21 protein-coding genes are annotated in these 17,874 nt (G+C 36.3%); 7 read left to right on the top strand and 14 right to left on the bottom strand.

What is annotated here, in order from left to right; translation table 11 throughout:
* Positions 1-16: 16 nt before the first annotated feature.
* Positions 17-769: an SDR family oxidoreductase gene (locus tag C1634_RS06925; protein ID WP_103233742.1), complete on the bottom strand. Its 753-nt coding sequence runs from the start codon at positions 767-769 to the stop codon at positions 17-19.
* Between the two features lie 266 nt (positions 770-1,035).
* On the opposite strand from C1634_RS06925, the gene C1634_RS06920 reads away from it, so the two are divergent.
* The 4 genes from C1634_RS06920 to C1634_RS06905 all read left to right on the top strand — a co-directional run bounded on the left by C1634_RS06920 (position 1,036) and on the right by C1634_RS06905 (position 3,156).
* A complete protein-coding gene (locus C1634_RS06920; protein ID WP_103233743.1) occupies positions 1,036-1,668 on the top strand; it encodes an NAD(P)H-dependent oxidoreductase in 633 nt (210 codons plus the stop codon).
* Positions 1,669-1,699: 31 nt separating this feature from the next.
* Positions 1,700-2,134, top strand: coding sequence for a MarR family winged helix-turn-helix transcriptional regulator (locus C1634_RS06915; protein WP_109738121.1), 435 nt, complete (start codon positions 1,700-1,702; stop codon positions 2,132-2,134).
* Entirely contained in the window at positions 2,135-2,560 is a 426-nt protein-coding gene (locus tag C1634_RS06910; protein WP_103233745.1) for an organic hydroperoxide resistance protein, read from the top strand.
* A 161-nt stretch (positions 2,561-2,721) separates the two neighbouring features.
* A complete protein-coding gene (locus C1634_RS06905; protein ID WP_103233746.1) occupies positions 2,722-3,156 on the top strand; it encodes a hypothetical protein in 435 nt (144 codons plus the stop codon).
* A gap of 72 nt (positions 3,157-3,228) precedes the next feature.
* On the opposite strand, the gene C1634_RS06900 is transcribed toward C1634_RS06905, so the two are convergent.
* The 9 genes from C1634_RS06900 to C1634_RS06860 form a co-directional block, all read right to left on the bottom strand.
* Complete coding sequence (locus C1634_RS06900) at positions 3,229-3,864, bottom strand: peptide deformylase (protein ID WP_103233747.1); 636 nt, start codon at positions 3,862-3,864, stop codon at positions 3,229-3,231.
* A 205-nt stretch (positions 3,865-4,069) separates the two neighbouring features.
* Positions 4,070-4,942: a ChaN family lipoprotein gene (locus tag C1634_RS06895; RefSeq protein WP_109738120.1), complete on the bottom strand. Its 873-nt coding sequence runs from the start codon at positions 4,940-4,942 to the stop codon at positions 4,070-4,072.
* A gap of 181 nt (positions 4,943-5,123) precedes the next feature.
* Positions 5,124-6,152, bottom strand: coding sequence for a hemin-degrading factor (locus C1634_RS06890; protein ID WP_109738119.1), 1,029 nt, complete (start codon positions 6,150-6,152; stop codon positions 5,124-5,126).
* Between the two features lie 4 nt (positions 6,153-6,156).
* Positions 6,157-6,807 carry a class I SAM-dependent methyltransferase gene (locus C1634_RS06885; RefSeq protein ID WP_103234971.1) on the bottom strand — a complete coding sequence of 217 codons (651 nt, stop codon included), beginning with the start codon at positions 6,805-6,807 and terminating at the stop codon, positions 6,157-6,159.
* Positions 6,808-6,809: 2 nt separating this feature from the next.
* The gene (locus C1634_RS06880; RefSeq protein ID WP_103234972.1) at positions 6,810-7,583 is read right to left on the bottom strand and encodes a heme ABC transporter ATP-binding protein; all 774 of its coding nucleotides are present in this window, start codon (positions 7,581-7,583) and stop codon (positions 6,810-6,812) included.
* Positions 7,583-8,623 (bottom strand): FecCD family ABC transporter permease, encoded by a 1,041-nt coding sequence (locus C1634_RS06875; protein ID WP_109738118.1) that lies wholly within the window; start codon positions 8,621-8,623, stop codon positions 7,583-7,585. The genes C1634_RS06880 and C1634_RS06875 overlap by 1 nt, the downstream gene beginning before the upstream one ends.
* Complete coding sequence (locus C1634_RS06870) at positions 8,607-9,485, bottom strand: heme/hemin ABC transporter substrate-binding protein (RefSeq protein ID WP_103234974.1); 879 nt, start codon at positions 9,483-9,485, stop codon at positions 8,607-8,609. The genes C1634_RS06875 and C1634_RS06870 overlap by 17 nt, the downstream gene beginning before the upstream one ends.
* A gap of 21 nt (positions 9,486-9,506) precedes the next feature.
* Entirely contained in the window at positions 9,507-10,622 is a 1,116-nt protein-coding gene (locus C1634_RS06865; RefSeq protein WP_228410017.1) for an HmuY family protein, read from the bottom strand.
* A 16-nt stretch (positions 10,623-10,638) separates the two neighbouring features.
* Positions 10,639-12,744, bottom strand: a complete 2,106-nt coding sequence (locus C1634_RS06860; protein WP_109738117.1) for a TonB-dependent receptor plug domain-containing protein — start codon at positions 12,742-12,744, stop codon at positions 10,639-10,641.
* Between the two features lie 95 nt (positions 12,745-12,839).
* On the opposite strand from C1634_RS06860, the gene C1634_RS06855 reads away from it, so the two are divergent.
* Positions 12,840-13,646, top strand: coding sequence for a T9SS-dependent choice-of-anchor J family protein (locus C1634_RS06855; protein WP_103235000.1), 807 nt, complete (start codon positions 12,840-12,842; stop codon positions 13,644-13,646).
* Positions 13,647-13,841: 195 nt separating this feature from the next.
* Entirely contained in the window at positions 13,842-15,134 is a 1,293-nt protein-coding gene (locus tag C1634_RS06850; protein WP_103235001.1) for a T9SS type A sorting domain-containing protein, read from the top strand.
* 172 nt (positions 15,135-15,306) lie between these two features.
* On the opposite strand, the gene C1634_RS06845 is transcribed toward C1634_RS06850, so the two are convergent.
* The 4 genes from C1634_RS06845 to C1634_RS06830 form a co-directional block, all read right to left on the bottom strand.
* Positions 15,307-15,597: a putative quinol monooxygenase gene (locus tag C1634_RS06845; RefSeq protein WP_109738116.1), complete on the bottom strand. Its 291-nt coding sequence runs from the start codon at positions 15,595-15,597 to the stop codon at positions 15,307-15,309.
* 88 nt (positions 15,598-15,685) lie between these two features.
* Positions 15,686-16,573: a sulfite exporter TauE/SafE family protein gene (locus C1634_RS06840; protein ID WP_103235003.1), complete on the bottom strand. Its 888-nt coding sequence runs from the start codon at positions 16,571-16,573 to the stop codon at positions 15,686-15,688.
* A gap of 1 nt (position 16,574) precedes the next feature.
* The gene (locus tag C1634_RS06835; RefSeq protein WP_103235004.1) at positions 16,575-16,766 is read right to left on the bottom strand and encodes a hypothetical protein; all 192 of its coding nucleotides are present in this window, start codon (positions 16,764-16,766) and stop codon (positions 16,575-16,577) included.
* Between the two features lie 88 nt (positions 16,767-16,854).
* Positions 16,855-17,262 carry an RrF2 family transcriptional regulator gene (locus C1634_RS06830; RefSeq protein ID WP_103235005.1) on the bottom strand — a complete coding sequence of 136 codons (408 nt, stop codon included), beginning with the start codon at positions 17,260-17,262 and terminating at the stop codon, positions 16,855-16,857.
* A gap of 152 nt (positions 17,263-17,414) precedes the next feature.
* Here C1634_RS06830 and C1634_RS06825 point away from each other — a divergent pair, with 152 nt between their 5' ends.
* The gene (locus C1634_RS06825) at positions 17,415-17,843 is read left to right on the top strand and encodes a DUF4268 domain-containing protein (protein WP_109738115.1); all 429 of its coding nucleotides are present in this window, start codon (positions 17,415-17,417) and stop codon (positions 17,841-17,843) included.
* Positions 17,844-17,874 lie beyond the last annotated feature (31 nt).

The following is a 17,874-nucleotide window of genomic DNA, read 5'->3' as shown; positions in this document are numbered from 1 at the left end:
TTTAAATGATCCGGCGTTATCTGATCACAGAAATCCCGGCATCTACTTTTATCTCAGCTCCATGGATGTATGAAGCTTCCTCTGAAGCAAGGAAAAGAACGACATTGGCTATTTCTGATGGTTCTCCCTGTCTTTTGAAAGGGATTGTAGGAATAATATCATCAATGGCACTTTCGATCTGTTCACCAGTTAAACCTGTATTATTAAAAATATTGGTTTTAATATGTCCCGGGCTTACTCCATTCACACGGATACCTCGTCCTGTGAGCTCTACCGCAAAGGTTTTGATGAAGGATTTTACTGCTGATTTCGCTGCCGAATACACCGAAAAATTAGGCATCGCAACATCTGTTGCCACTGAAGTATTGAAAATAACCGAACTTCCGCTTTTCATCAATGGCAACATCTGCTGAACGGTGAAAAAAGGTCCTTTTACCAGCACATTGAAAAGTTCATCAAACTGATTTTCATCGACGTATTCCACGGGTACAAATTTTCCGTACCCTGCATTGGCAAAGACCAGATCAATATGTTCCGTATATTTTCTGACTTCCTGCTGAAGGCTCATCAAGTCTTTCATATTTCCAGCATTGGATACAATTCCAGAAGCCTTCTCTCCTAGTTTTTCCAAAGACAGATTCACAGTTTCTTCACTTCTTCCTGTGATAATCACTGATCCACCTTCTTCAATGAATTTTTGGGCAGTGGCCAAGCCCATTCCATTGGTTCCTCCCGTAATTAAAGCGGTTTTGTTTTTAAATCTCTGCATTATTTTTAGTTTAAAATTCTATAGCAAAGATTGGAATAGCAGTGCTTTTAAAAAATCCGAATCGTGTGGAAATGATTAAAGGTAAAGTCAAATTCGTTTTTTCTCTTGCCTATTTTAGTTCATCAATAATCGCTATCAATAAAATCTTTCAAAATTAAATTGCGTACAATTTAATTTGTCATATATTTGCATAGTTAATTTACTTCAAAAAATTAAAATTGAAGTTCAGTACACACCAAGTAGTTTAATTTAAAAACAAAAGAAAAATGTCATTAATAGAAAATCTAAACTGGAGACACGCTGTAAAAGCTTATGATCCCAACAAAAAAATTTCACAAGAAGACCTTAATACTATTTTAGAATCAGCAAGGCTGGCTCCTACTTCATCCGGTTTACAGCCATTCAGAATTATTGTAGTAGAAAACCAGGAGCTGAAAGATAAAATGGTAGCCGGAGCTTTGAACCCTGAAGTGATGAGAGATTCTTCTCACGTTTTGGTCTTTGCAGCATGGGACAGCTATTCTAATGAAAAAATTGACAAAGTTTACGATTATCATACTGACGTAAGAGATCTTCCAAGAGGACGTTTCGGAAGCTATACCGATAAGATCAAAGAAATGTACAGCGCACAGTCTGCAGAAGAGCATTTTGCACACACTGCCCGCCAGACGTATATTGCTTTGGGTATTGCTCTTGCACAGGCTGCAGAGCTTAAAATCGACAGTACTCCGGCAGAAGGTTTCAGCAATGCTGTAGTAGATGAAGTATTGGGATTAAAAGAATTAGGACTAAAAAGTGTAAGTCTTTTATACCTTGGATACCGTGATGAAGCTAATGACTGGCTATCTTCTATGAAAAAAGTCAGAATTCCAATGGATGAATTTATCATAAAAAAGTAATACCTTCATCGAATCTTTCGTACTCAAACTTATGGAAAATCCGAAAACACCCAAATTAGAAAACCAGATCTGCTTCCCGTTATATGTAATTGCTAAAGAGATTACAGGACTTTATCGTCCTTTTCTTGATGAGCTCGACATTACGTATCCGCAGTACCTTGTGATGATGATATTATGGGACGGTGACGGCCTGACGGTATCTCATATTGGAGAAAGGCTATTTCTGGATAGTGGGACTTTAACTCCTCTTCTGAAAAGATTGGAAACAAAAGGATTCATCATCAGAAAACGTAAAAAAGAAGACGAAAGAGTGGTTGAAGTATTTTTAGATGAAGCTGGCAAAAAACTTCGTGAAAGGGCTTGTGAAATTCCTGGAAAAATCCAGAAAAAAATTGATATACAGCCTGAAGAGCTTTTACAGCTTAAAGAAACAGTTTTAAAAATCTTAAACAAAATAGAAAAATAAATGAAAACATTATATACAACCCAGGTTACAGCTCAAGGTGGCAGAAACGGACATGTGAAAAGTGAAAACGGCGTATTGGATCTTGAAGTAAGAATGCCTAAAGCTCTTGGAGGAGCGAATGATGATTTTGCCAATCCTGAAATGCTTTTTGCAGCCGGATATTCTGCATGCTTCGATAGTGCCCTGAACAGAGTAATCAGTCTTTCTAAAGTAAAGACGGGAGAAACTACAGTAACGGCACAGGTAAGCATTGGCCAACTTGAAAATGGGGGTTTCGGACTGGCTGCAGAGCTTGATGTGAACATCCCTGGAGTTTCTATTGAAGAGGCACAGGAGCTGACAGAAAAGGCACACCAGATCTGTCCTTATTCTAATGCTACCAGAAATAATATTGAGGTGAAGTTATCAGTAACTAACAACGACTAATCCAATTTTTTTTAAGCATAGTTATAACGAAAGGAGCTGTTTCCATGGAAACAGCTCCTTTTTATTTTTTTTCACAGATTTCACAGATGGGCACAGATGATTAAGTTTGTTGTAAATGATTGCGCCTATTTATTCTCTTAAAAATAGAGTAATTTTACGTAATGGAAATCATTATAGATATTGTTTGTCAGGTTTACGCAGGAAGAAAATCAAGAGAGATCATTGATTTGGTTTTGAATACTTTTATTCCCGGCTATGAAAAATTAAATCTGGATTATACCTATCCAAGGCATGACAAAGATTATATTTTCAAAACAGAAGATGAAATGATCAATTATTTCATTGAAACTCCTTCCATCGATCAGACCTTTTACTGGAATAAATACCATGACAATCCGAAGAGAATAATGGTAGGAGCTAACATTACTGATGATGATAAGCTTATAATGAGCTTAACGATGGATACTACTGAAGAAAAAAAGAATATGTATTTTAATCAGCTCAAAGAAATTTTACAATCTGATATTGGAATAGTTACATACGTGAATCCGGCAGAATATGAAGATGGAGAAGATTTTATTACAAAATATGGATAGAAAACAGAAATTCACTCAATCTTGACATCATTCATCATTTATAATTCATAACTCATAATTTATAATTCATCATTATCTTCTATCTTTCATCAGATCGCTTTTCTGATAGGCATCTACTTTTTTGTAAGAGTTATTTTTATCTTTTTCTTTTTTGTCGGAAATCAGGATTCCGGAAAGGTGGTCGATCTCATGCTGAAAAATAACGGCTGTAAAACCTTCCACTATTTCTGTATATTTCTGTCCTTTCAAATCCACATATTCCAGTTGAATCACTTTACTTCTGTAAAACTGATCTCTGAAATCAGGAATAGATAAATCTCCTTCAGGACCAAGGTTCTGCAGATCAGAATGCCAGACAATTACCGGATTGATAAAATATTCCAATGGAGTTCCTTCTTTGTCAAAACGCTGCACCCAAATAATTTTTCTGTTGATTCCCACCTGAGGGGCCGCAATTCCTACTCCACCATCTGTTGAAAGAAGAGATTCTTTCATTCTTTTGACCAAAACAGCGGTATTCGGGTCAAGAGGATCTGCTTCCGTAGAAATACTCAGCAATGTTTTATGCTGATTGTTATCTGTCGTCTGATAGATTGGCAGCGCAGTATTTGCATCTCCCTGATTAATAATTGAAAGCTCATTAGAAGTGAGTTTCTGGGCATTCGTTAAGCCTATAAAAAGGATCAGCAGGATGGGTAATTTCTTCATGTTTTTTGAATGTGGTACAAAGGTAAATATTGTAGAATAAAAATGATCATTAAAGAGTACCAATCATTATGTTTTGGCTAAAGCCGATGGAATTTGAATATAAAAAGTGAACGGGCTAAAGCCCGTTCCTATTGAATATCTATCATTCAAATTATTTGATTCATCACAAAAATCTGCTCAATCAGCATCATCTGCGAGAGAATAATTAAAAAGTCTTTGTCATATCTCCCGGAATAATCAGATTAAAATCTGTTGGGATATAATCTTTGGCGGGTACTTTCAACTCAGTATCGTCTGATTCGAAAACTGAGATTACTGCCATTTTTAGGTTAGGATTTTTCTGTTTGATATACCAGTAAATTCCACCAAATTCTTTGCTGTGGTAGTTTCCATTGTAGTGAATGAACATTTTTCCTTCCTTGTAGTTTTTCAGAATAGATTCAGCCATGGTAGCATCTTTTGTTGCCTGGGCTGAGATAAAATTCATCACTTTTGTTCCTTCAGCATGGTCACCCATCATCTTTTTCATCTCCTGATATCCGGGAGTGTCCAAAGTAACTTTGATAGGCAGCTGAGCAATATATGTTTTCTCTTTTTCGCTTAATTTATTTAAAGATTCAAGACCTTCCTTAGCGGTTTGAGATGCATATCTTCTTGGAATATTGGTTGCAATAAAGTTCAGTTTTTTATCTTTAGCAAAATCTACCAAAGGTTTGTAATCTGTACCGTAATTGTTCCATAAACGAGCGGAATCTTTTAATGTTTTAGCATCAAACTTTCCGTTTAAATATTGGTCCAACTGAGCCTGATTGTCTCTTTCAAACATTTCTGCTCCCAAAATAAGCTGACCGTTCTTTTTTGCAAAAAGTGCTTCTGTTATTTTAAGCTGAAGCCAGTGGTTGATAGAGCTGTTATGATTTTCACCAAAAAAAACCACATCATAATCTGCCAGTTCTTTTACCAGCTTATCCGTCTTTACCTCCTTTCCTTTTTTATCATAAAATTGATACGCTTTAAAGTCCTGTGCCTTTAACGAGCAGAAACCTACCAGCAGTATCGCGATGAAAATATTTTTCATTTTATTTTATATTTAAACACAAATTACACAAATATTTGGCTTTCTCTGTATTATAATAGTGAATTCGTTCATTTACAAATCTGCCTTTTTACTTCTTTATCCACTATCCGCCAAATTCTGAAATAAAAAAGACCGCTTTGAATTTTACAAACAAAACGGTCTCATTCAAATTATCTAATTATTACTTTTCTAATGATGCTACAAGATCCTTCCATTCCTGAAGTTCAGGAATTCCAGGTTTTCTTTTTCCGAAGAACTGAACGATAAAGTCTCCTTCATTGTTGAATACTTCGATAGCGGTTACTTCTCCATCTTCTGTTGGTTTTTTCACGATCCATGCTTCTGCAATTTTCGTTACATCCAGGTGTAAGTTGAAATCCGGGTCCATCACGTTGAACCACTGCTGGTGCCAAAGTGTTTTCTTTACATTTCCTGTGTGGATCTGGATAATTCCTCTGTTTCCTACGAAAACCATGATTGGAGTATTCTTTTCAGAAGCATCTTCAAGGATGTTTACCACTTTAGCATTATCAATTTTCTTAGCAAATCCTTCCGGTGCCAATCTTAATGCCTGTGTTCTGCTTACGCCATATTTTCTGGTCATCATGAAGAAATCATGCGTATCTTTTAATTCTGTCCATGCTTTTTTGAAACCTTCCACATCAATTTCTGAATCTGCTTTTTCAGCCTGTTTTGGAGCTACTGCTTCAAAAGTAAGTGCCTGATTCTGATCTTCTGCTTTGAATTTTTCTACAATGGCATCGAAAGCTGCTTCATTACTATCTTTAGTCAAATAAATCTTATGAAGCGCCAAGCCATCTTTTCCGAAAAACTGAAGGCTTTTCTTATCTCCTTCCGCTACTGCAAAAGCAAATTTCCAGTGGTTAAGGAAAATTCTAAGATCAATATCTTCACCTACAAAAAGTTGTGCATGAGGACTGCTGAAATCTCCGTTCAGGTACGTTCCTTTTCTTTCATGAACACATTCTTCATTACGGGTAAGGGCCATTACTTTTCCTAATTTTTCAGCTTCAGTAAGGATTCCCGGGAAATCTGGGTTCAGGGAAGTTACTCCTTCTCCAATGCTTGTTGCCAATAATTCTGCCTCACTTACTTCTAATTGTGCTGCTGCATTTCTTATTCTTATATGTGGATTTTCTGCTTTCAGAGCCTCCCATTTTTCCTTTAAATCATTAACTAATGTGCTCATTATTTTACTTTTTTATGGTTAAAATTGTATAAATTCTGTGTATTGTTTCGTTTCCTGTTTTACTCTTTATTTCTTCTTCTTTTTCAGAAGTTTTCATTCTTTGAAAATGACTTTTGGAAATCAATTCTTCCATTTCACTGTTGCTGTACAAGGTAAAATCAAATTCTGTAAAGGGTAGTTTTTCCATGAAATCCCTCTGCCCGAATGTAAGAACGAAGGTTCCGTCATCTTTCAGAACTCTGTAGATTTCATTTAAGAATTCCACTGGATTTTCCCAAAAATACACGGTATTCACTGTAAATATTTTATCAAAAATCCTATCCTGAAAAGGAAGTTTTTTTCCTTCATACAACACAAATTCTGCCTGATTTTCGAATTCTTCATTCAATCTTTTGGCTTCATTATGCATAGTTTCAGAAATATCAATTCCTGTATATTTCAGGTTCTTTGCGAGACTCATGATGCTTTTCAAATGTCCGGCATTTCCGTGTCCTATTTCAAGAATTTTCTGATCGTCATCTATCACAAGTGTTCTGATACTTTCTAACGTCATGCTGATGTTAGTGGCATTCATCATTTCACCGATCTCAATGCCTTTTTCCCCTTCTGGGTTGGCGAGATTCTGTGCGAGGATTTTGAGTTCTTCTTTTTCCATGGTTATCCAAAAATGATCATTGGGTTATTAGTAATAGGGTGTTCACAGATGGTACAGGGAAAATTATAGGCATTGCTGATATTTTCTGCTGTAAAAACTTCCTGTGGGGTTCCATAGGCGGAAACCTGCCCTGATTTCATTAATAAAATCTTATCTGCAAATTGAGCAGCAAGGTTCAGATCATGCAAAACAACAATAGCACTGTTGGCTTTTTTGGTAAAGTTTTTTATAATTTCCAACGCCTTATATTGATGTTTTATATCCAAATTATTCAAAGGTTCATCCAGAAAAACCAGCTTATGGGCAATCTCGTTTTCAAGCTGCGCCATTACCCTCGATAAGTGTACACGTTGCTTTTCACCTCCTGAAAGTGTATTGTATTCTCTTTCTTTAAGATGAAAAATATCGGTTTCGTACATCATATTGTTCATGGCTTCAAGATCTTCTTTCCCGGGTTGGGCATCAAAATACGGATACCTTCCCATCATAATTACATCTTTTACCTCAAGTGGGATATCATTGCTGTTATGCTGTGAGAACTTTGCTTTGTGTTTTGAAAGCTCTTTTATATTCCAATCTTTAATGGGCTTATCTTTAAACAAGACTTTGTTATTACCGGATTTCACCTCATCTGCCAAAACGCTCAGAAGACTTGATTTCCCAGCTCCGTTAGGCCCTACAATGGCTAAAAATTCACCATATTCCAAAGAGACATCTACCCCATCCAGAATACGGAATTCTTTATGTTTATAATTTATCTGGTGCGCCTTGATCATTACAGTGATTTTTTAAATTTTACCAAAATAGCGATGAAAATAGGACCTCCCATTAAGGCTGTCAAAATTCCGATCGGTAATTCTGACGGAGCCACAATACTTCTGCTGAAGGTATCTGCTGTCAACAACAAAATACTTCCACACATTGCTGATAATGGCAAAATAAAAGCATAATTGGATTTGAACAAAAGTCTTAAAATATAAGGTACAATAAGACCTACAAAACCAATTGTTCCTGAAAACGCCACACAGCTTCCTACCATTAAAGCTACAATAATAATAATCTGCCTTTTTAGTGTTTCCACATTGATTCCCAGGTGTTGTGCATCCTTTTCTCCCAACATCATCGCATTCAATGCTTTTCCTTTAGGCAGTAAAATAATGAAAGCAATAACCAGAACAATGGTCAGAATAATATTCTTTGTCCATGTTGCTGCTGCTAAACTTCCTAAGTTCCAAAAAGTAAGATCCCTGAGTTGTTCATCTTTTGAGATGTAAATCAAAAATCCTGTTATTGAAAAACCGATCGCCGTTATTGCCACTCCGGTAAGCAGCATCATAACTACATTGGTCTTTCCTCCGTTTGTTGAAATTTTATACACCAGCATCATTGATAAAAAAGAACCTATAAAAGCCGAGATTCCTACCAGTGAAAACTGTACTGCTTCAGGAAGATATTCTTTAAAATGCCCTCCTAAAACAATTGCAATTGCTGCCAGCAGAGTTGCTCCTGATGTAAGTCCTATTAAATCTCCCGTCGCCAAAGGATTCTTGAAAAGTCCCTGAAGACTTGTTCCTGAAACCGACAACATACTTCCTACTAAGATGGCCATAATAATTCTGGCTGCCCTTACGTCCCAAATCACATATTTATCACTCAATGATAAATGGGTGTCTCCTTTTATAAATTGCCACAGAACCATGAATGGAGATTTCCCTCCAAAATCATAGACTCCTGTATTAAGTGACAGTACTGCTATAATGGCAAGCAGTACCGCACTTATAATAAGATAAAAGTATAGTTTACTTTGTGCTTTCAATTAAAAGTTTGTTTAATCCTACTGCTGCTTCTCCTACTCTCGGTCCAAAACCTGAAACTAAACCTCCATCCATTGCGATGATTTTCTTATTCTTACCTGCGTTGGTTTGGGATACGCCCGGCATTTTTAGCGCTCCTTCATTTCCTCCTGCTCCCTGCAGACCCGTTTCGAAGAAGAACAATACATCAGGATTAGCTTTCACAACTGCTTCAGGGGTCAATGGTTTGAAATCTTCAAAATCAGTTACTGCATTTTCTCCACCTGCAAGGGTGATCAATGAAGCCATGGGTGTGTTTTTACCGCTAACCATCAACATATTTCCTCTTGCATAGATGAACAATACTTTTGGCTTTTTAGCAATAGGCTGTACCTGCTTCAGATCAGCATCAATTTTGTCATTTAATTTCTGATAATCTGTATTTCCAATAGCTTTTGCTACTTGTTCTATGAGTTTTTTAGTTCCTTCAACCGTGTATTCCTGTTTGAAAACCTCAGTCTGAATACCGGAAGATTTGATTTTCCCCATCAATTCCGGGTTGATATCTTTATCAGAAGCTAAGATTAATGTTGGAGAGACTGCCATGATTGGCTCAATCGTCATTGATCTCATGTGACCCAAATCTTTTGCTGTAGCTTTTAAGCTTGCAGGATAAGTACTTGTAACGTCTGTTGCAACGATTTCCTTTTCGTGGCCTAAAGCACTTACGATTTCAGTAATCCCGCCGTTTAAGGTTACAATTTTATTGTTGGTTTTTGGTGCTTCAGAAGTGGCTTCTGTTGTATTTTCTTTTGCGGCTCCTTCTGCTTTTTTGCAAGAATATACTGCTACAAGAACAGATGCTGCAAGGATGAATTTTTTCATGATATACTATTATTTGATTATTTATAAAGGCTCGAATTCAAAATTGGTGTATCCACGGTCTCCTTTCGCATTCTTCATGGTATTGAACCTCAATTTGAAATAGAAACCTTCAGCATCTTTTAATACAAAGAAACGGTCTGCATACACAAAAGGAACAGGGTTGGCTGCTGTACCTGTAGTTGTTCTCCATTTATCTCCAATAGCTCTCTGATCATTGAACACAAATTTTGCTGCCTCAACATCTTTCAACTTAAATGCACCATATGCAGCATCTAAACTTCCCGTAACATTTACCTGATAAGCTCCTACTCCATTAAGTGTATTTGTTGTTACAAAATCAGCATAAAAATAACTTCCTGCACTGGTTGTAGGCCCCATGAATACTTCATTGGTAAATGTTGTGAATGCTAAATCCCAGCTCTTTTTCTTAGGCTGAATCTTTACTGGAGTCCCTGTTTTCAGGTTGAAGAATGTAAAGTTGTACTCTGTATCTTTGGTAATGATATATTCTTTGATATCTGTTCCTGTTGCATTCAAATCTGCATAACGGATTTTATATCCATTCTGAGCTCTCAGGATTTGAATTTTTTTCCATCCTCTCGGATCACTGGATAATGAAACAGAACCAGCTCCAATATTTGATGAAGAAGGTATTTCTCTCCCAAGATTGATCAGATAAATAGGGTTTTCAGCATCATTTTCTTTTATGGCATCAATCCCGGAAGTCTGAGTTAAGAAATTTCCGTTCGGGTTGTCAACATATTTCATGTTTGCAGCATCAAATGTTCCCACCTGAGCGGTTTCTTTCAAGCCTGCCACATCAGATTCTTTTACCTTGCTTATATCTGTAGCATTGGGTATTTTAACTACGGTCATAGCAATAGATCCATTCAAAGTAACTCTGTATGCATCACCGTTATAAAAACCAAGATCCCAAGCTGTTCTGCTATTGACAGCCGGATTGGTATAGTCACTTAAGTCGATCCAAACCTGATTAGGCTCAGTAGGTCCTCCGATTTTCACATTGACTTCAGATCCTGTCATAGGAGGAACCGGAACCGGATCTTCATCTGCAGAAAGACAAGACTGTGTCGCCACCATGATAGAAAGAATAGAAAATATTTTTAAATACTTCATAATAATAACTTATTATTTAAAATTGAAACATTAATCGGGCAAAATAGCTTCTGCCGTAGTATAAATTCACAAAACCATTCGCTGCTGTATGGGCTGTTCCGGCAACTGCAGTAGAGTTTAATCGTGTTACATCAAATATATTTTTCACCCCTGCAGAAATTTCAAAATGTTTGTTCCAGAAAGGCTGGCTCACAATGAAATCCATCATATGAAAACTGTCTATCTTTCCAAGGCGGAAATCATTGGCTCCGTCTGATACATACAGTCTGTCCGGACCTGTGAATTTGTAATAAAGGGAAAAGTTGGTATCGGTACTTTTCAGTTTGTAGGTTGCTGATGCTCCTGCCTGTACCAAATACTGGAAATCTGTAGGGGAAGAAGATTTTAAATCATTCATAGATACAGATGTTCCGCTTACAGACCCTCTTAAAGATAAAGCAAACTGATCTTTTCTAAAATCTACATTGGCTGAAACCAATAGATTCTTAAAGTTATTAAAATTCATGTATTTATAGGTTGACGGTTCTTTTACCATCACCATTTCAATCCTGTCACGCACATCAAGATATAACGCATCTACTCCGTAAGCGATTTTCCAGTTATTTTCAGCAGCAAAATTCTGATTCCAGAAAAGTCCGGCTGAGAAACCTTTTTCAGGATTTAGGTCAGGATTTCCCTGCACATCATGATTGATATTTACAAAATACGTATACAACTCTTCATATTTAGGGAAACGGTTTGCAGATCCTACCACTGCTCTAAGGTTTGAATTCTCAGAAGTTTTATATCTGGCAGATAAAGAGTAGTTGTATTGATTATTAAAGTTCTCGCTCAAAGAAAGTCTTACTCCCGGTCTTAAGGAGAATTTGTCTGAAACATTCCATTCTGCAGAAAGGAAATTGGAATACGTAAATATCTTTCTTTTTACTGCTTCACTAAAGAAGTCTCCTGCAATCAATGCAGCATATCCGTTAGTATAGTCTAATTCATATCCTAACTGGAAGTCAAAAACTTTACTATCCAGAAAATTACTGAACATTCCTCTTGAATAGATAACATCTGTTTTATAATAAGATCGTTCTTCCTGTCTGCTTTTCACAGTTCTGTTCGGAATATCATAATTGTAGTCAGAAAATTTCCTATCCTGATTCTGATAGGAGAAATCTCCCATATAACGGATGTGCCCCAGATTGGTTTGAATATTGAATTGGTGAACCCAGCGGTCTGTATTGTACTTTCTGTCTCTACTTTCATAGGCTACTCCACCCAATCCGTCATTAAGAGGGTTTCTGTTGACTTCCGGATTGTAGAAGTTGAATTTTTCATTCAGATAAGACAGTTTATAAAAGAATGTCGTTTTATTTTTTGTATATCTTAATAATGCAGAAGCGTCATACTGATCTTTCGGGTTCCATTCATATCCTCTTTGGTTATCCTGTCCGAAGTATTTGTAACCTTTGCTCTCTCCTTCATATCCCATAAACTGGTTATGGTTGAAATTGATGCTTGCAAACCATTCATTATTGATATTGTAATCCACATTCAGATTCTGAATATGTCTTCCGTTTCCTCTTTTCTTAAGATCATACTGGTCTCTTACCGTTTCCTCCTGCAATGAGCCTCTTACACTGACCTTTTTTGAGCTGCTTTTCTTTGTAATAATGTTGATTACTCCGGCCACTGCGCCATTTCCGTATTCAACACCCATACTTCCTTTTACAATCTCAATTCTCTCTATATTGCTTAAAGCAATTTTGGTAAGGTCAATATTACTTCCCAATCCTGTGTCCCCTACTACTGGGATATTGTCTATAAGGATCTTTACATAGTCACCATTAAGTCCCATTATTTTGGCGGTAGAATTCCCTGAGCGTGAATCTGGAGTAATCTGTATATTAAGACTTTGATTTAAAACCTCGGCAACATTGGTTGCTGCCATATTTTTAATCTGCTCGGCATCAATAACGTCAACCTTATAGATAGATTTGTTGATGGACTGCTGCATATACTGTCCTGTGATAACAACTTCTTCAATTTTCTTTTGATTAAGAGAATCCTTTTCTTGTGCATTCATCCAGAAAGCCACGGATAATGATAGAACGGAAAGCACTTTCTTCTTCATAAGGGTACAAATTTTCGACAAATATAAAACTTTATTTAGAATCATTAAAAATAAATGTATATTTTTGTGGAATAATTCTAAATAAAAATAATCTCATGAAATTAAAATTACTTTTAGGAACTCTGATGCTTACAGCCATTACTGCAAACGCTCAGCTGTCTAACATCAATGAAAATTTTAATAATTTTACCATTGGGAACACTACTTTTCCACAGTCTGGATGGTCTGCCATCGTTGCCCCTATAACAGGTGAATTTCCTCCTGTACCTCCAAGAATGATTGTAGCCGGAGATACTAACAGAGCTGTTCAATCTTATGCAGGAAATAATGCTACGGGAACATCTTACCTGATTACGCCACAAATTGAAGCCCCTACAGGAAATAAAACGTTAACTTTTGATACAACATTAGTTGTTCAGTCTCCAGGTACGGGAACAATCCAGATAGGTGTGGCCTCCAATCCGGCAGATATGGCAACATTTGTAGCTGTAGGAAGTCCAATAAGCGTGACTACGATTGCTACGATTCAGAATGTAAGTGTAAATATTCCTGCTTCTACAGGATCATATATTGTATTTAAATTTACCCCGACAGCTTCACACACTGCGATCCAGGTTGATAATGTTGTGTATAATACAACTGCATCTCTAGGAGTATCAGACAGCAATAAATCAACGGAAAACTTCAGATTTGCATTAAGCTCTGATCAGTCTGCATTAGAATTTATCACAAAAAAAGATCCTAAGAATATCCAGATCTATTCTGCTGCAGGACAAAAAGCTGCAGAAGGAAAACTGAACGGACAAAGATTTGATATCAGTACACTTCAAACAGGAGTATATTTCATGAATGTTGAAACTGCAGAAGGAAAACTGATCCAATCAAAATTCATCAAAAAATAAGGTTTATTAGACTATTATTAGCCTTTATAAAGCCGGCAGGAGTAATTCTGCCGGCTTTTTCGTGCTCTCAATTTATCTTTTCAAAGCTATCATTAAAATAAAAACACGATAAAAATCATGTTTTTATTTAGAATGATTAAAAATAATTATATACTTTTGTGGAATCATTCTAAATAAGGATTTAAAAAATAAGTTATGAAAACAAAACTATTATTGGCTTCAGTATTGGCACTGTCTGTTCAGCAGACTGTTTTGGCACAAACTGACGCATTGGGATACTCACAGGTAAATATGACAATGGGGAGCGGATACCAAAACCGAGTGTTCGTAAACCTTGCAGATGGTAATATGATTTCTCAACCCGCCAATAGCTGGGATATTGCTTTTTATAGAAACTCAAACTTTGCATTCGGATCAAGAATAAATGATGCAAAAGATATAGAAGTATACACCGCTTCTACCAACTTAGCAGACTGGGATAATATCAATATCAACAATCTGACTTCCTGGGGAGCCCCTCTTTATAACCCAGACCAGACGACTGACTGGACTCAGGGAGCTTTCGAGCAGGGACCTGTGGTTTCTTCAAACCCTAATATTCCTTCAACAGGATGGGGAGTATACAATCCAATAAACCACCATATTGAAGGAAAAGCCATTTTTGTTTTAAAATATGCTTCAGGAGCTTATGTTAAACTTGCTATCGAAGATGCTTTTGCAGGATATACATTCAGATATTCAAAATGGAACGGTACAGCATGGGGAGCTACAGAAACAAGAACAATCGCCAACGGAGCGGATGATTCTTATTTTAATTATTTCTCATTTGACACAGGCGCAAAAGTTCCTAGCTTAGAGCCATCCAAAACAGCATGGGATTTTGTATTTACAAAATATTACACTTTTTATATGGGGTTCCAGATGTATCCACTTTCCGGGGCTATCCAGAGTCCGAATATAAAAGTGGCTATGGTACAGCCTGAAACTCAGGAAACAGCTACCTATACAATGCCTGCAAGTACAAGCTTTGCATCTGCTATTACAACAGTAGGACACTCCTGGAAAGGGATTGGAACAGTGAAAAATGATGTTGTATACTATATCAAAAAAGGAAGTGATTACTACAGAATGTACTTCACGACAAACGGTGGGGCAACTACAGGAAATATGTATTTCAAATACAAAAAAATCACGGAGACTTTAGGAATTACTGAAGTAGGGAAAAAAGCATCTTTCGGGATCTATCCTAACCCAACTACAGCTGATAAAAAAGTAACTGTTCTTTTTGATGTTAAAGAAAAAGCAGGTAATAAAGGAAGTGTAGAGGTATATGACCTTACCGGAAAAAAAGTATACTCTGCGGAACTTAGCAACCAGGCAGGATTCTACAAACAGGATTTGAATCTTTCTACGCTTACATCAGGGAATTACCTTGTTAAAATTACTTACGGAGGCCAATCGGAGACGAAAAAGCTTATCGTAAAATAAGATATTTTTATTTTAATACTTTCTATTTTTTCTAATAAAAGGGCGGTTTCAATAGTATGAAACCGCCCTTTATTTTTTAATAATCAGAAGATTTAGGAATTAACCATAAAACAAATAGCTGTACAGCACTCGTAAATCTTTCAATTTTAAATATTTTAATCTTTCAATTATATTAATATATTTTAAATCCTTTATATACTTCTGCTGAGCTTTCCAGGATTTTGGAAGCCTCTTTACGAAAATCTAAAAGGTGGTCCTCCCCGTTATGTCTGTTGTGGTGTTCAACGCTTTCCCAAAGCTCGATCAGGAAGAAAGTTCCCTTATTATCTTTATCTTCAATAAGGTCATACTGCAGACAGCCTTCTTCTTTTCTTGTTTCTTTCACAAGCTTCTGAAATAGCTCTACGGCATCCATCAGATAATTTTCATTAAACTTAAAAAGTGCAATGATATGTAAATTCATGTTCTAATATTTAGTGATGTAAAAGTAAAATATTTTCAAAACCGAATCTCTTTTTAAGGCTTTTATTTTTCCCAACCATGCATAATTTTTAATTTAAAACTGATTTATAAATAGTTATAGAACTCATTACAATCACCAGCGTTCCGATAATCACAAACATTTTCTTTACGGGAAGCTTTGCCGTAAGCATCGCTGAAAAAGGTGCTGTGATAATTCCGCCTATTAAAAGTCCAAGAATGATATTCCAGTGCTGGATTCCCAGAGTAAAGAAAAAGGTAACAGCAGCTGTTATGGTAAGGATAAATTTGGCTACGGTAGAACTTCCTACAGCAAATCTGGGGGTAAAAGCATTTTTAATCAAGGTTCCGGTTACCAAAGGGCCCCATCCTCCTCCGGCAAAAGAGTCTATAAATCCTCCTATCACTCCCAGTCTGGTCAGATTGGTTTTTCTTTTCAATGCCTTACTTTGTTTTTCTTTAAAAGCATTCGAAAGAATCTGGATCCCAAGGTATAAAGTATAAAAAGCAATCAATGTTTTGGTGATCTTCGCATAATATTCTCCAAGGTAAGTAAGACTTACGGCTCCAATAACTGCTCCAATAACAGCCGGCACAGCCAGTTTCTTCACCAAGCTCTTACTCACATTTTTCAACCTGATATGGCTGATGCTTCCCGCAGCTGTCGTAAAGCTTTCCGCAGAATGAATGCTTGCACTTACAATATGCGGCGGAATATTCAGAAGCATAAGGGTGGTTGTGCAGATGACTCCGTATCCCATGCCCATTGATCCTGCTACGATTTCTGCAAAAACTCCTACCAGAAGCATCCAGTAAAAAATGTAATTATCTTTTGCTAAAATGTTCAGGAGCTCATCCAGATATCCCAGTTCATACATTGAAAAAACGCCAATCGATATCGTGACAGCCGTCACAAAAAGGACATTAAGCCTTACTTGAATTTTTCTTGAAATCACCATATCACACAGTCGTTTTAATCCCTATTCTCTTATTATCAGCATCTTTGATATTAAAAACACATGATGATTGTTCGTATTTCTCACCTCTGAGTACAGGATTCTTTTCAGATACAGTATAAGCAGCTATCAGATGTACTGCAGGAATGAAAGATGTAAGCTTTTGTGATGGGTATGCTTCTTCTTTTGAAATCATAATTTATTCATTTGAAGTCATGCAAATATCTGATAAAAATATTTATCCTACAAAACAAGTAGACTATTAATTCAAAAAAAGGATCAGGTCAGTCGACCAGATCCATTAAAGTTTTACTTTCCAGAATATTCAGTGAAGCATCCCGAACCTCTATCAAAACATCGTGAAGTCCGCAGTGATCTTCATTACAGTCTTCGCACTTTTCATAGAAATTCAGACTTACACAAGGAAGCATGGCAATAGGTCCGTTTACAAGACGAATAATTTTTGCCAGTTTCACATTTTCAGGATTTTCTTTTAAAAAATATCCTCCACCCTTTCCTTTCTTACTGTCAAGAATATCTGCCTTTTTCAATTCGAGCAGAATATTTTCCAAAAACTTTAAAGGAATTCTTTTGTGTTCCGCAATTTCAGAAATAAGAATCGGACCTTCATTTCTTTTTTCTACAAGATATGAAAGTGCCTTAAACGCATATTGAGATTTTTTTGAAAGCATTACAGCAAAAGTAAGAAAATTGTTTAATATTTGAAAAAAGGCGGAAGAATGAAATTATAAAAGTGGAAAAGAGGAAATTTATACATCCGTAATTTTACGGTTTTCAATACCACATTTTTGCCTTTCTCCTATTAAATCATTATGTTTGCCATATGTTCAGTAAACAAGAGGCACAGCAATTAAAAAAGGAATTTTGGACCGCTTTTGGAAGATCATTTCCCAGAAAATGGATTCTTTATGATACCAAAATCAAGGACATGGCATTTAAATTTTCTGCCGACAATAAAAAAGCAGAGGTTTCTCTTGATATCGAAATGAAAGACGAAATCTTCAGAAACGCTTACTATGAAAAGATCTGGTCACTGGAAGATATTTTAAAAGATTTTGTCGGAGATTTTCAGAAAGATGAACACTTCATCCTTGAAAACGGCAAGATTATCAGCAGAATATGGATAGAAAAACACAATGTTTCTATTTTTAACAAAAACACCTGGCAAGAAATTTTTGAATTCTTTATAGACAAAATGGACGGTTTTGAAAGGTTTTACTATGAATATGAGGATTTTATAAAGGATATATAATATACCTGCGAAATAAATACTATTTTACGCT

Origin of the sequence: Chryseobacterium viscerum (assembly GCF_002899945.2) — a bacterium.
Lineage (GTDB): Bacteria > Bacteroidota > Bacteroidia > Flavobacteriales > Weeksellaceae > Chryseobacterium > Chryseobacterium viscerum.
Note: the sequence above shows the minus strand (reverse complement) of the source record. Positions and strands in the feature narration are given on the sequence as shown.